Source organism: Mesorhizobium maamorense (assembly GCF_044998965.1).
Classification (GTDB): domain Bacteria; phylum Pseudomonadota; class Alphaproteobacteria; order Rhizobiales; family Rhizobiaceae; genus Mesorhizobium.
The window spans coordinates 2405193-2418492 of sequence record NZ_CP173356.1 but is presented as its reverse complement, the minus strand read 5'-3'; the positions used below and the strand labels follow the sequence as shown (position 1 = coordinate 2418492).

Sequence of the window (13300 nt, the reverse complement as noted above, 5' to 3'; positions counted from 1 at the left end):
ATGCGGATGGTCTTGAGCTCGAGCGTCGCCTTGCTGCTTGCCGGCTTCACCGCCGGCTGCACGAGCGACGACTATGTGCGCAGCGAAGGCGTGACCAGCGGCGCCGGGGAGGCCCAGGCCGCCAACACCGTCATGCAGATGGTCGATCCCTGGAAATACGGCGTCCAGAACACCAGGCTTCTCGTGCCTGCCCAGCGCGGCAGCACGGAACCCGCCACCGCCGAGCAGGCGGCCAGCGCCAAGGCATCGCAAGCCAGCGCCGACAATTGATCCGAGATCACAGGCTGACAATAAATGGCAAACGGCATCAAGATCAGGAAAATCCTGCTCATATCGACGGACAGAACCTTCGCGCAGGACACCCGGACGGCGTTTGCCGCCTCGGAGATCATCCAGCTCTCGACGGTGGACAAGAATATCACCGAACTTCGCGGCGAGGTCCAGGAGGCCGATCTCGGGGCGATCATCGTCGATATGGACGCAGCGAAGCTTGAGGAGATCGATGCGCTGCAACGCGTCATGCGCCGGCTGGAAGGCAAGGCGCCGGTCGTGGTCGTCACCCAGGAGTTCAACGCCGCCGCCGCGCGCATCCTCGTGCAGCTCAAGGTCGCGGATTTCCTGGTCAAGCCGATCACCACGGCCGATCTCGTGCGTTCGGTGGTGCGTGCGCTGCAAGGGCCGGGGCGCGAGGAAAACACCGAGTCGCAGATCTATACCTTCATGCCCGCGGCAGGCGGCGTCGGCACCACGACGCTGGCTTTGCAGACCGCGTTCCAGCTGCATCATTCAGTGACGCGCGGCGCCTCGACCTGCGTGGTGGACCTCAATTTCCAGCAGGGCGCCTGCGCCGAATATCTCGACCTGGAGCCGCGTTTCGACATCACCGAAATCGAGAACCAGCCGGAGCGTCTCGACAGGCAATTGCTCGACGTGATGCTGTCGAAGCATGCCAGCGGACTTTGTGTTCTGGCCGCACCGACGCAGCCGGCGGAGATGCGATCGTTCAAGACCGATGTCGTGGTGCGGATGCTGGACCTCGTCTCGGCCTATTTCGACAATGTCGTCATCGACATGCCGCGCACCTGGTTTCCGTGGACGGAGACGGTGCTGCTCGGCTCCAACAAGCTCTACATCGTCGCCGAAATGACGGTACCGTGCCTGCGCCACACGCAACGCCTGATCCAGGCGGTCTACGAGACCGCCGGCAAGGAAGTGAAGCCGAACGTCATCGTCAACCGTTTCGAGCAGAAGATGTTTGACAGCGGCATCAAGCAGGCGGACGTCCAGGAAATCCTCGGCGAGCATTTCGTCGGCGGCATCGCCAACAATTACCGGCTGGTGCGCGAGGCCGTCGATCGCGGCGTGCCGCTGCACGAGATCGATGCCAATGCCAACGTCGTCAACGACCTGAAGAGGATCATCCTTCCGGAGGAAGTGGCGGCGGCGCCGGGCAAATCGAAATCGCTGTTCGGCTTCGGCAAGAGCCTTTTGAAGAGGAAGGCCGGATGAGCAGCCGCTTTTCCACCTTGCAGAACCGCGATGCGCGTCCGCAGCGCTCCGCCGAGCCGACGGCGGTTGCGCACCACGCGGTCGTCATCCCGACGAGCCGGAAGGTCTTGCCGGCGAAAATCGAAGCCGTGCCGGGCAAGAGCGCCAACAAGGTGCTCGATGCGCGCGTGCGTATCCACCGGTTGCTGCTCGAGGAGATCAATCTTGTCGCGCTGGAGCGGCTGCCCAGGGACGAGATGCGCCGGCAGGTGCATGATTTCGTGTCGGAAAAGACGCGCGAAGAGCGGATGGCGATCAACACCGTCGAACTCGATGCCCTGGTCGACGACATCGTCGACGAGATGGTCGGGCTCGGCCCGCTCGAGCCGCTGCTCAAGGACCCCGATATCAACGATATCCTGATCAACGGCCATCAGAACTGCTTCGTCGAAAAGAAGGGCAAGCTGCAGCAGGTCCACATCCCGTTCAAGGATGAGGCGCATCTGCTTAGAATCATAAACAAAATCGTTGCCGCGGTCGGCCGCCGCGTCGATGAATCGCAGCCGATGGTCGACGCCCGCATGCTGGACGGCTCGCGTTTCAACGCCGCCATCCGCCCGGTCGCGGTCGACGGGCCGCTGGTGTCGATCCGCAAATTTTCCAAGAACAAGCTCGGCCTGCACCGGCTGGTCGAATTCGGCGCCATCACCCAGAACATGGCCGAAGTGCTTGCTGCGGCAGTACATGCCCGCAAGACGACGATCATTTCGGGCGGCACCGGCACCGGCAAGACGACCATGCTCAACGCGCTGTCGGCCTTCATTCCCGAGGACGAGCGGCTGATCACCATCGAGGACGCGGCGGAGCTTCAGTTGCAGCAGCCGCATGTCGCGCGCATGGAAACCCGGCCGGCCAACATCGAAGGCCATGGCGAGCTCAAGCAGCGCGACCTCGTCAAGAACGCGCTGCGCATGCGGCCCGATCGCGTCATCCTCGGCGAGTGCCGCGGCGAGGAGGCCTTCGACATGCTGCAGGCCATGAACACCGGCCATGAAGGGTCGATGGCCACCATTCACGCCAATACGCCGCGCGATGCCATTTCGCGGCTCGAGCAGATGCTGGGCATGACCGGCATGCCGATGACGGTGCAGTCGATCCGCAGCCAGATCGCCAGCGCCATCGACATCATCGTCCAGTTGACCCGGCTCTCCGACGGCAAGCGCAAGGTGACGAGCGTCGCCGAGGTGACGGGCATGGAAGGCGACGTCATCCAGATGCAGGAGATCTTCCGCTTCGTGCGTACCGGCATGGACGCCGATGGCACAATCCTCGGCCATTTCGAAGCGACCGGGATCCGGCCGCGCTTCCTCGAGGACCTGCGCGCCATGGGCATCGAGTTTCCCGGGCGCTATTTCGAACCCGGCCGGCCGCAGGAGTAACCAGGTGTTGGACGGATTCAGCGCGATCTATGTCGTCTATGCCGGGGCTGCATTGACCGGCATCATGATCGCCGAGGCCGTTTACCTGCTCTATGCCGGCCGCAGCGACAGGCGCACCGCCATCAACCGGCGCATGAAGCTGCAGGAAAACAGGATCAGCCAGGAACAGGTGCTGATCCAATTGCGCAAGGAGCGCGGTCTCGATGCGGGCACGTCGCTGTTCTCGCCTGACCGTTTTCGCGCCCTGCGCGCCCAGTCGGGCATGATCATGCCGCTGTCGAAGTTCCTGATGATCACTTCGGGGATGGCGCTGGCTGCGGCCCTTGCCGCCATCTGGTATGGCTTGCCGCTGCTGATGGGCGCCATTCTGTTTGTCGTGGTGCTGCCGGTGCTGCCGGTGATGGCGATGCGCTCCATGCGCAAGCGCAGGCTGAAGCGGTTCGGCATGCAGTTGCCGGAAGCGCTGGAACTGATCACACGCGGCCTCAAGGCCGGCCATCCGGTGCCGGTGGCCATCGCCATGGTGTCGCGCGAAATGCCCGACCCGATCGGCACCGAGTTCGGCGTGATTGCCGATGAGGTGACCTTTGGTTCGGATCTGGTTTCGGCGCTGAATTCGCTGTTCGACAGGGTCGGCCATGAGGATCTGCCGCTGTTCGTCACCGCCGTGTCGATCCAGACGAGTTCTGGCGGCAATCTGCGCGAAATCCTCGACGGACTGTCGACGACGATCCGCGAACGCGGCAAGCTGCGCCGCAAGGTGCGCGCCATTTCAACCGAAGGCCGTCTGTCGGCCTATATCCTGACGGCCGTGCCGGCGCTGCTGTTCACGACCATCATGGCATTCATGCCTGGGTATTACAGCGACGTCTGGGGCGTGCCTAAGACGTGGTACATGGTTGGTGGCTCGGTCACCTGGCTGATGCTGGGCAATCTGATCATGTTCAAAATGTCGAACTTCAAATTCTGACATGCAGAAGGTCGTCGAATTCCTCGCCTCGCTCGCGCCGACCTCGCTGATGCCGGTGGCTGTCCTGCTGCTGGCCGTGGGCGCTGCCGCTTTTGCTTGGCCGATGGTGGTGGCAAAGGGCGATCGCAACGAAGTCAGGCGCAGACTCAAGGTCGACGAGGGTCCAGTGGCCGCCAGGCCGGAACCGGCCCAGAAGAAGAATACCGGTGTCGTTCGCGAGAAGGCGGTGAAGAAGGCGCAGGAATTCTACGCCAAGAGCGATCCTGAAAATGTCGCCCGCCTGCGCTTGAAACTCATCCAGGCGGGCTACATGGAGCCGCGCGCCGTCGGCATGTTCTTCCTCATCCGTTTTACGGCGATGGTGGGCATCGCGCTCGCCGTCTTCGTGCTCAACCGCTGGATGGCCAGTCCTGACGCCACGGTGACCAGCCGCTGGGCCTTCGTCGTGTTGTCGGGCGTGGCCGGCTATTTCCTGCCAGGGCTGGTGCTGACCCAGAAGATACGGGAAAAGATGCGCGAATACCGCAACGGTTTCCCCGATTTCATGGACCTGATGATCGTCTGTTCGGATGCCGGCATGAGCATGGAAGCGGGCGTCGAGCGCGTCTCGAAGGAACTCGCAAAGACCTATCCGTCGCTCAGCCAGAACCTGCAGCTCGTGTCGCTGGAGCTGCGGGCCGGGCGCGGCCTCGACGATGCACTGAAGGCGCTCGCCGACCGCCTGAGCCTGGACGAGGTGCGCTCCTTCGCCACGCTGCTGCAACAGTCCAAGGAGCTTGGCACCAGCCTGTCGGGGGCGCTGCGCGTCTTTTCCGACGAGATGCGCCACAAGCGTATGTCGCTGGCCGAGGAAAAGGCGCATGCCTTGCCGGCCAAGATGTCGGTGCCGGTTGTGGTTTGCATCCTGCCGGTGGTGCTGATGATCGCGGTCATTCCGATCATCGTCAAAATGACAGGCCACTAGGATTTGCTGATATTCAGGGAGGCCGGCCTGAGCGATCCGCAAAGTCCGCAAATGAGTGAGAAGTCCATGCGAATGCTGTCGCGCGCCCTCGTCCTCGGCCTTGCCGCGGCCAGTCTGTCGCCTGCCTGGGCTGAGGCCGATGATTGCGGCGATGCCGCCGCCCTGGTGCAGCAGGCCTATCCCAAGGCCCGCAAGAGCGCTGACGGTGCCTCGTTCACGCTCGAACCCCACACCAGCATCGCCCTGACGTCCGCATTTGGCGACCCGCCGGGGCTGGTCTGCAAGATCTGGCCCGCCCATGAGGCCCTGCTGTTGGTCGCGGTGCCGCTGATGGACAGTTCGCAACCCAGCGACTACGCGCATGCCGGCGATATCGAGCTTCTGGTCATCGACAGGAAGAGCCGGCAGGTGCGTCAGCGTCTGCTGCAGCCCGGGCTGATGAATGATGATGCCATCGCCATCCGCAAGGTCGAACTCGATACCGGCCGGTATGCGCTGGCGCCCGATGTCTCCGCCTTCGGCCTGCGCATCGAAATGGCGAACAATTCGCTGCCTAACCCTTTCAGTGAAACCGACCTGCGGCTCTATGCCATCGACAACGATGCCCTGCGGATGGTTCTCGATGGCCTGGTCGTGGCCGGCAATGGCGGCGAGGGCGATACCAATTGCGCCGGATCCTTCCATACCAGTCAGGTGAGCCTGGCGATGAGCCCGGCCAAACATCATGGCTATCACGACATCACGGTGGTCGAACGGACGGACACCGACAATCCGTTGCCCGACAACAATGGCGAGTGCCAGTCCCACCCCGGCAAGTCCGTGAGCCAAACCTACCGGCTGCGCTATGACGGCAGCCGGTATACGGTTCCGGCGGGGCTCAAGGCCCTGGAACCGTGAGAACGCCGCTGGCCGTGATTGAGGCATTGCGGCCTGGTGGTTAATAGGTGGTGTACCCAAGGCCTAATTTTGGCGGCGTTTCGGCACCTAAGTTTAATTGCTTCGGTATAGTGTGTTTCCTGAAGAACGACCCGGCAAAAACCGGGCGATGGGGCAGGGGCATGCGTCACAGTAATTTAACGGCAATGGCCGCGATGGCGGCCGTCTTGATGATGTCTGGTTGTACGACGAGTGGCGTCGACACCACCAAAACCACCGCCATTCAACCGGCCGCGAAGAACGTCGGCACATCCGATCTGGCGGAAGGCAAGGCGCAATTTCGCGACGCGAATTACGGTCTTGCCGAACAGCATTTCCGCAAGGCCGTCGAGTTGAAGGCCGACAATGCGGAAGCCTGGATGGGCCTCGCCGCTTCCTATGACGAACTCGGCCGCTTCGACTTCGCCGATCGTGCCTACGATCAGTTGCTCAAGGTCGCCGGGCGCAAGCCGCAGATCGTCAACAATATGGGCTATTCGCAATTGCTGCGCGGCAACAGGAAAAAGGCAAGGGCGCTGCTGCTCGAAGCCAAGGCCGGCATGGCCGACCCCACGGTCGTCGATGCCAATCTTGCCCTCCTGAACAAGGGCTGACGGCTGTCTGGTGGCCATGATCGTCGCGAGGACGATTTTGGGACACTCGGCGTCGACGCTTTGTAAACCCTATCCGAAGGTCTCAGCCGGAAGATCCGTTGAAAATCATGTCTGATGGCTGTCGTTGACCTAGAATGCAGCGGTAACGCCGACGCTCAGGGAACCCCCGCCCAATATGCTGGATTTCAGTTCGCTCCTGCTCGCAGCCGCGCTGTCGGGCATCTGCCTCAGCATCACCATGTTCGCGATCTGGTTCGCCGCGCCCCGGGCCAGCTTCGTGCTGACGGTGGGATGCGGCATTCTCGTGCTCGTTGTGCATGTCATCCTGTTCTGGCGATACACGAAGGAGCCTGATCCGCTGCTTTGCCAGATCGCGCTGGCGCTGCTCAGCCTCGGTTTCCTGGTCATCTGCCTGTCGGCCATGCAGTATCTCGGCGTGCCGGATTACCGGCGTGCCATTTTGCCGACATTGGCCGCCATGACGGTCTGCGTGGCGGTGACTTCCCTCGGTCTCGACGGGGTAGGTTTCATCGTTACCTATGTAACGGTGACTGTGCTGCTCTCGGCGATCGGAACCATGTTCTGGCTCAACGGCAGTCATGATCGCAAAATCCTGCTGGTGGTTTCGTTCCTGGGCGGCACCTGTGCGGTGTCGTTTGCACTTTGCGCGGTCGTCCTGGTGGCCAAGGGGCAATGGACGCTCGGGGCAGCCCCCGATAACTGGGCCGAACGCCTGAATTCGGTCGTGGCCGTGGCCTGCATGACCGGTCTCGGCGCATTGACGCTTTCCCTGCATCACCTGCAGGCGCAGATCGAGCTGAAGGCCGAGACGATGACCGATCCGTTGACCGGGCTGATGAACCGCCGGGGATTGATGTCGCTCCATGGCGAACGGGCCTTCGGTCCGTTCATGGCTGTCGTCATGTTCGACCTCGATCATTTCAAGAAGACGAACGACATCTATGGTCACCCGGTGGGGGATCAGGTTCTGTGCCGCTTCGCCGCAGTCATCAGAAAATATGCCAGAACTGGCGTCGACGCCTTTCGTCTCGGCGGCGAGGAATTCGCGATCGTCATGTCCCGGGTGACCGACGAGAGGGCTTACGAGCTCGCAAGCAAGATCGGCGTCGCCTTCGGCACCGAGATCGTTGCGACCTCCCACGGTCCCTTGCGCAGCACTGTCAGCGGAGGCATCGGCTTTGGCGGCGCCAACGGCAACAGCCTCGGCGAGGTGCTGGCCGAGGCGGACGCAGCGCTCTATGCCGCCAAGCGCGCGGGCCGCAATTGCGTCGTCAGCCACAAAAGGATGGGCAAGGCCGAGCCGATCAAGCCGGCCTTGCGCTCAGCATAGTTTGCGAGACTATTCGGCCGCGCCCAAATAGTCCGACAGCGGCGGGCAGGAACAGACCAGGTTGCGGTCGCCGGCGACATTGTCGATGCGCGATACCGGCGGCCAGTATTTCGCCGCCATGTCGGCGTCTCCGGCGGGGTAGGCCGCTTCCAGGCGCGAATAGGGATGGCTCCACTGGCCGGCCAGCGCCTCCGCGGCGGTGTGCGGCGCATTGACCAGCGGATTGTCAGCCAGGGGCCACTCGCCCCTCGCAACCTTGGCCGCTTCGCCCGCGATGGCGATCATCGCCTCGCAGAAGCGGTCGAGCTCGCGCTTGGGCTCGGATTCGGTCGGCTCCACCATCAGCGTGCCGGCGACCGGGAAGGACATGGTCGGCGCATGGAAACCGTAGTCGATCAACCGTTTGGCGATGTCCTCGACACTGATGCCGGCGCTCTCCTTGAGCACGCGGGTGTCGAGGATGCACTCATGGGCAACGCGGTCGCTCCTGCCCTTGTAAAGGAGCGGGAAGTGTGGGGCGAGCCGCGTCGCGACGTAGTTGGCCGAAACGATCGCCGTCTCGGTCGCCTGCTTCAGGCCGGAAGCGCCCATCATGCGGATGTACATCCAGGTGATGGGCAGGATGGAGGCGCTGCCGAAAGGGGCTGCGGCCACGGCATGCGCGGAGCCTTCGGTGACATGGCCCGGCAGATAGGGCTTCAGATGCGCCCTGACGCCGATCGGGCCGACACCCGGGCCGCCGCCGCCATGGGGGATGCAGAAGGTCTTGTGCAGGTTCATGTGGCAGACGTCGGCGCCGATGTCGCCCGGGCGGGCGAGGCCGACCAGAGCGTTGAGGTTGGCGCCGTCGAAATAGACCTGGCCGCCATGCTCATGGATGAGGGCGCAGAGATGTCGCGCGCCCTCTTCATAGACGCCATGCGTCGAGGGATAGGTGAACATCAGCGCCGCGAGATTCCTGGAATGCTCGTTGGCCTTGGCCCTCATGTCGTCCATGTCGATATTGCCGTCCTCCAGGCAGCGAACGACGACCACGCTCATGCCGGCCATCGCCGCGCTCGCCGGATTGGTGCCGTGCGCGGAGGACGGGATCAGACAGACCGTGCGATGGCCCTCGCCGCGCGAGCGGTGATAGGCGCGGATGGCCAGCAATCCGGCATATTCGCCCTGGCTGCCGGCGTTGGGCTGGAGGCTTACCGCATCGAAGCCGGTAATCTCCGAAAGCCAGCCTTCCAGATCGTCGATCATGGCGCGGTAGCCTGCCGAGTGCGCGGCCGGCGCGAAGGGATGCATGTTGGCGATTTCAGGCCAACTCACAGGCATCATCTCGGCCGCGGCATTGAGCTTCATGGTGCAGGACCCCAGCGGGATCATCGCGCGGTCGAGGGCCAGGTCCTTGTCGGCCAGCCGGCGCAGGAAGCGCATCATCTCGGTTTCCGACTTGTTCTCGTGGAAGACGGGCTGGGTGAGAAACTCCTTGCCGCGCGGCTTGCCGGGCGTGGTGGCGGCGGCCTCCGCGCTTGGCTTGGCCCCAAACAAGGCGGCAATGGCTTCCAGGTCGGTTTCGTCAGAGGTCTCGTCGAAGGCGATGCCGACACGGTCGGCATCGATGACGCGCAGAAGCCGGCCGCCCTTTTCGGCGGCGGCGGCAATCTGCGCGGCCTTTCCCTTCGTCTCCACCGTCACCGTGTCGAAGCGGCTCGTGCCGATCACCGGCAAGCCTGCCGCCTTGAGCCCGGCTGCCAGGCGGCTGGCCAGCGCGTGGATGCGCCCGGCGATTGCCTGAAGGCCGGCGGGGCCGTGCCAGATGGCGTAGGCTGTCGCCATGTTGGCAAGCAGCGCCTGGGCGGTGCAGATGTTGGACGTCGCCTTGTCGCGGCGGATGTGCTGCTCGCGCGTCTGTAGGGCAAGCCTGTAGCCTGGACGGCCCTTGCTGTCGGTCGACTGGCCGACCAGGCGGCCGGGCATCAATCGGGTCAACTTGTCGGCAACGGCGCAGTAGGCGGCATGCGGGCCTCCAAAGCCCATCGGCACGCCAAAGCGCTGCATCGGACCGACGGCAATGTCGGCGCCGAGCCTTGCCGGCGTGTCGGTCAGTGTCAGGCCGAGCGGGTCGGCGATGAAGACGACCAGAGCGCCGGCCGCGCGCGCCTTTTCGATGGCCGCCTTGTGATCACCATAGACGCCGAAAGTGTCCGGCCAGGAGACGAGCAGGGCGGCTGTGTTGTCGTCGATCGTCTCGCCGTCGATCTCGATGCCGAGCGGCTCGGCGCGGGTGCGCGCCACATCCAGCGTCTGCGGGTGCGGCGTGCCGGCGAGAGCCACCTTGGTGCGCTTGTCGCGGTGATGGCGCAATGCGATGCCGATCGCTTCGGCGACCGCTGTCGCTTCGTCGAGCAACGAAGCCGATGCCACAGGCAGGCCGGTCAGTTCCGCAACCAACGTCTGGAAATTGAACAGCATTTCCAGGCGGCCCTGGCTGATCTCCGCCTGGTAGGGCGTATAGGCCGTGTACCAGGCCGGGTTCTCGAACAGGTTGCGCTGGATGACCGGCGGCACGTGCACGCCGTGATATCCGGCGCCGATGAAGCTCTTCAGAACCGTATTCCGGGCCATGGTCGCCGACAATTCGGCCAGCGCTTCGGCTTCGCTGGCCGGCGCGGGCAGGGACAGCGGCTGGTCGAGGCGGATCGATCTCGGCACGGCCTGGCTGATCAGCGTCTCGACCGAGGGCACGCCGATGACGGCCAGCATGGCTCTCACGTCGGTAATGCCGGGTCCGATATGGCGGGCCGAGAAGGGGTAGGGTGCTGCGGTCATGTCAATGCGTCCTGATTTCAGCCGATATGGGCTTTGTAGGCGGCCTCATCCATGAGGCTGGCGAGCTGGCTTTCGTCGGCAAGCTTCATTTTCCACAGCCATCCGGCGCCGGTCGCCGCCGAATTGACCAGCGACGGATCGGACGACAGCGTTGCGTTGGCCTCGGTGATCTCGCCGTCGACCGGCGCGTAGACGTCGGAGGCCGCCTTGACGGATTCGACCACGACCGCGGTGTCGCCCTTGGCGAGCTTCTTGCCTGTTTCGGGCAGTTCGACGAAGACGAGGTCGCCCAGCTGCTCCTGCGCGTAGTCGGTGATGCCGACGGTGGCGATGCCGCCCTCGACGCTGAGCCACTCGTGATCGGCGGTGAAATAGGTCTTTGCCATCTGAAAATTATCCTTTGCGGTAGCGATGCGGGAGGAAAGGCAGGGAAGAAACGTCGACGGGAATCTTCGTTCCGCGCACGTCGGCGAAAATCCGAGTTCCGGGTTTCGCCAAGGGCGTCGGGACATAACCCATGGCGACGGGATGGCCGGCAGACGGGCCGAAACCGCCCGAGGTTACGTGGCCGGCGGGATTGCCGTCGGCGTCAAAGAGCGTGGCGCCGGCGCGCACTGGCTGGCGGGCATCCGGCCTCAGGCCGACGCGCTTCTGAGCGGAGCCGCGCTCGACGGCGGCGCGCAGCGCGTCGGCGCCGATAAACGTGCCGTTGGCGCGGATGTCCTTCGGGATGGCCCACATCAGCGCCGCGCTTGCCGGATCGGTTTGCGCGGTGATGTCCTGGCCGTGCAGGCAGAGGCCGGCTTCCAGCCGCAGGCTGTCACGGGCGGCAAGGCCGATCCACAGCACGCGCTCGTCTTCGAGCAGCTTCGCCACGAGACCGCGCGCGTCTGCCTCAGGCAGGCCGATCTCAAACCCGTCCTCGCCGGTGTAGCCGGACCGGCTCATGAACCAGTTCTTTCGCGGTTCGATGCCATGCATGAACAGCAGCGACCCGGTCTCGATACCGGCGCGGGAAAGCGCCGCCCAGGCCTCGGGACCCTGGATGGCGAGGAAGACCCGGTCGAGCGGTTCGACCTTGACATCGAAGCCGGTCGCAAGCTCGCGCAAATGCTTCTCGTCGGCGATCGCGTTGCCGGCATTGGCGACGACCATGAAGTTGGTATCGCCCAGCCGGGTGACGATCAGATCGTCCAGGATGCCGGCGGCCTCGTTCAGGAAAAACGTCAGCTTCGACTGGGAGATTTCGAGCGCGCCCGCATCGAGCGGACAGGCACGGTCGAGCAGGGGAACCGCGCCCGGCCCGCTGACCCTGAACAGTTTCATGTGCGAGATGTCGAACAGGCCCGCATGTTCGCGGGTGTGAAGATGCTCCTTCATGACGCCGGCCGGGTAGGTCAGCGGCATCGACCAGCCGGCAAAGGCGCCAAAGCGCGCACCGGCAGCTGCGTGGACGTCTTCGAGAGGAAGGTGTTTGGTGTCGCCCGTCATGTGTTCTCCAGAGTCGCACGCAATCGGTCGCGAATGGCGACCAGTCCGTGCCCCTCTGTCTGAAGCCTGAGAGACTCGCGCCCCGTAACTCTGTCGGCAGCGCTTACACCTTCGGCGCGGGGGCAGGCCCCGACTTTCCAGAGTGTCTTTCCCGTCTACGGTTCTTTTGCCTGAGAGATTTCGGGCGATTTCCCCTTCGGCGACAGCTCTCGCTGCTCTCTCCCGCAAACAGGTAGGGCTCGCAAAAGCCCTCGACTCGTTATCCATAGCCCGTCAACGACAGATTGTCACCTGCCGGCGACGTGTTGCCGACAGTCTTCGCCAACCAGGCTGTTTGCTGGGCAAGACACGGCCGATATCACTGGGATTGCGAGGCTGTGCGGGCCGGCCCAGCTCTTGACGACGAGGCAAGGCCGCTTAGGCAATGCTGGCTCGGTAGCAGCGTGCCGATTGCGATCAGATCCCGCCATACCAGTCGTAGCCGTTGTCTTCCCAATAACCGCCACGTCCCGCTCCTACGGCGGCGAAGCCGTCGACCAGCTCGATCTTGTAGAGATATTTCGGCATCTTGTAGCCGAGCTGGCGCTCGACCCGGACACGCAGCGGCGCGCCGTTCTCGACCGGCAGCGGCTTGCCGTTGACGCCGTAGGCCAGGATCGTTTGCGGGTGGCGGGCGTCGATGAGGTCGATGCTGCCGTAATATTTGATGTCGCCCGAAAGGCTGCGGTCGATCGTGTCCAGGCAATGGAACATGACGTAGCGCGCCTCGGGTTTGACCACCGCCTGGTCGAGCACCAGCGACAGCGGTGTGCCGGTCCATTTGGCGATACAGCTCCAGCCTTCGACACAATCATGGCGGGTGATCTGCGTTCGGCTCGGCATGTTCATGAGCTGCTCGCGGGTCAGCGACAGCGGCTTTTCGACCAGACCCGAAACCTCCAGTCGCCAGTCGGCGAAGTTGTTGGCGAGCAGGGCCTTGTAGGTATCGTCGTCGGGCGACGTCACGCCGTTGGGGCGCATCGGCTGACGGATGTCGGCTTCAGTGAACTCCGGCGCCAGCGAATCGCGGCCCGCGAGCAGACGTTGCGCGTGGTGTGTGAGATCGTTGGCGTTTTCGAGGAAGCTGCGCAGGCCGTCGCCCACGCCGAGCTGGCTGTCGAAGGCATCGCAGCCTGAAAGCGTGATACCGGAAAGGCCAAGGCTGGCCGCGGTCAGGAATTTCCTGCGGTTGATCTCGAATTTTGCCAT

General features: G+C 63.8%; 12 protein-coding genes and 1 riboswitch. Of the genes, 8 read left to right on the top strand and 4 right to left on the bottom strand.

The window, feature by feature from the left end; translation table 11 throughout:
• The 8 genes from ACIU1A_RS12415 (at position 1) to ACIU1A_RS12380 (ending at position 7741) form a co-directional block, all read left to right on the top strand.
• Complete coding sequence (locus ACIU1A_RS12415; protein ID WP_140517033.1) at positions 1 to 270, top strand: hypothetical protein; 270 nt, start codon at positions 1 to 3, stop codon at positions 268 to 270.
• Between the two features lie 24 nt (positions 271 to 294).
• Positions 295 to 1509 (top strand): CpaE family protein, encoded by a 1215-nt coding sequence (locus tag ACIU1A_RS12410; protein ID WP_140517031.1) that lies wholly within the window; start codon positions 295 to 297, stop codon positions 1507 to 1509.
• Positions 1506 to 2927: a CpaF family protein gene (locus tag ACIU1A_RS12405; RefSeq protein ID WP_140495847.1), complete on the top strand. Its 1422-nt coding sequence runs from the start codon at positions 1506 to 1508 to the stop codon at positions 2925 to 2927. Before ACIU1A_RS12410 ends, ACIU1A_RS12405 begins: the two co-directional genes overlap by 4 nt.
• 4 nt (positions 2928 to 2931) lie before the next feature.
• Entirely contained in the window at positions 2932 to 3897 is a 966-nt protein-coding gene (locus tag ACIU1A_RS12400; protein ID WP_404927409.1) for a type II secretion system F family protein, read from the top strand.
• Position 3898: 1 nt separating this feature from the next.
• A complete protein-coding gene (locus ACIU1A_RS12395) occupies positions 3899 to 4861 on the top strand; it encodes a type II secretion system F family protein (RefSeq protein WP_140648880.1) in 963 nt (320 codons plus the stop codon).
• Positions 4862 to 4912: 51 nt separating this feature from the next.
• Positions 4913 to 5758 carry a hypothetical protein gene (locus tag ACIU1A_RS12390; RefSeq protein ID WP_404927408.1) on the top strand — a complete coding sequence of 282 codons (846 nt, stop codon included), beginning with the start codon at positions 4913 to 4915 and terminating at the stop codon, positions 5756 to 5758.
• A 161-nt stretch (positions 5759 to 5919) separates the two neighbouring features.
• Positions 5920 to 6390, top strand: coding sequence for a tetratricopeptide repeat protein (locus ACIU1A_RS12385; RefSeq protein ID WP_404927407.1), 471 nt, complete (start codon positions 5920 to 5922; stop codon positions 6388 to 6390).
• A 175-nt stretch (positions 6391 to 6565) separates the two neighbouring features.
• Entirely contained in the window at positions 6566 to 7741 is a 1176-nt protein-coding gene (locus ACIU1A_RS12380; protein WP_404927406.1) for a GGDEF domain-containing protein, read from the top strand.
• Positions 7742 to 7750: 9 nt separating this feature from the next.
• Here ACIU1A_RS12380 and gcvP read toward each other — a convergent pair whose 3' ends face one another.
• From gcvP to ACIU1A_RS12360, 4 genes are all read right to left on the bottom strand, one after another.
• Complete coding sequence (gene gcvP / locus ACIU1A_RS12375; protein WP_404927405.1) at positions 7751 to 10561, bottom strand: aminomethyl-transferring glycine dehydrogenase; 2811 nt, start codon at positions 10559 to 10561, stop codon at positions 7751 to 7753.
• Between the two features lie 17 nt (positions 10562 to 10578).
• Positions 10579 to 10947 (bottom strand): glycine cleavage system protein GcvH, encoded by a 369-nt coding sequence (gcvH, locus tag ACIU1A_RS12370; protein WP_140495853.1) that lies wholly within the window; start codon positions 10945 to 10947, stop codon positions 10579 to 10581.
• Positions 10948 to 10954: 7 nt separating this feature from the next.
• Positions 10955 to 12052 (bottom strand): glycine cleavage system aminomethyltransferase GcvT, encoded by a 1098-nt coding sequence (gcvT, locus tag ACIU1A_RS12365; RefSeq protein WP_140738554.1) that lies wholly within the window; start codon positions 12050 to 12052, stop codon positions 10955 to 10957.
• Between the two features lie 148 nt (positions 12053 to 12200).
• Positions 12201 to 12287: riboswitch (glycine riboswitch) on the bottom strand.
• A 221-nt stretch (positions 12288 to 12508) separates the two neighbouring features.
• Positions 12509 to 13300, bottom strand: a complete 792-nt coding sequence (locus tag ACIU1A_RS12360; protein ID WP_140685944.1) for a molybdopterin-binding protein — start codon at positions 13298 to 13300, stop codon at positions 12509 to 12511.

What these genes read in the sequence shown, in the direction of transcription:
- ACIU1A_RS12415 (WP_140517033.1), top strand. Translation starts at nt 1, where the DNA reads ATGCGGATGGTCTTGAGCTCGAGCGTCGCCTTGCTGCTTGCCGGCTTC.
- ACIU1A_RS12410 (WP_140517031.1), top strand. Translation starts at nt 295, where the DNA reads ATGGCAAACGGCATCAAGATCAGGAAAATCCTGCTCATATCGACGGAC.
- ACIU1A_RS12405 (WP_140495847.1), top strand. Translation starts at nt 1,506, where the DNA reads ATGAGCAGCCGCTTTTCCACCTTGCAGAACCGCGATGCGCGTCCGCAG.
- ACIU1A_RS12395 (WP_140648880.1), top strand. Translation starts at nt 3,899, where the DNA reads ATGCAGAAGGTCGTCGAATTCCTCGCCTCGCTCGCGCCGACCTCGCTG.
- ACIU1A_RS12390 (WP_404927408.1), top strand. Translation starts at nt 4,913, where the DNA reads ATGAGTGAGAAGTCCATGCGAATGCTGTCGCGCGCCCTCGTCCTCGGC.
- ACIU1A_RS12385 (WP_404927407.1), top strand. Translation starts at nt 5,920, where the DNA reads ATGCGTCACAGTAATTTAACGGCAATGGCCGCGATGGCGGCCGTCTTG.
- ACIU1A_RS12380 (WP_404927406.1), top strand. Translation starts at nt 6,566, where the DNA reads ATGCTGGATTTCAGTTCGCTCCTGCTCGCAGCCGCGCTGTCGGGCATC.
- gcvP (WP_404927405.1), bottom strand. Translation starts at nt 10,561, where the DNA reads ATGACCGCAGCACCCTACCCCTTCTCGGCCCGCCATATCGGACCCGGC.
- gcvH (WP_140495853.1), bottom strand. Translation starts at nt 10,947, where the DNA reads ATGGCAAAGACCTATTTCACCGCCGATCACGAGTGGCTCAGCGTCGAG.
- gcvT (WP_140738554.1), bottom strand. Translation starts at nt 12,052, where the DNA reads ATGACGGGCGACACCAAACACCTTCCTCTCGAAGACGTCCACGCAGCT.
- ACIU1A_RS12360 (WP_140685944.1), bottom strand. Translation starts at nt 13,300, where the DNA reads ATGGCAAAATTCGAGATCAACCGCAGGAAATTCCTGACCGCGGCCAGC.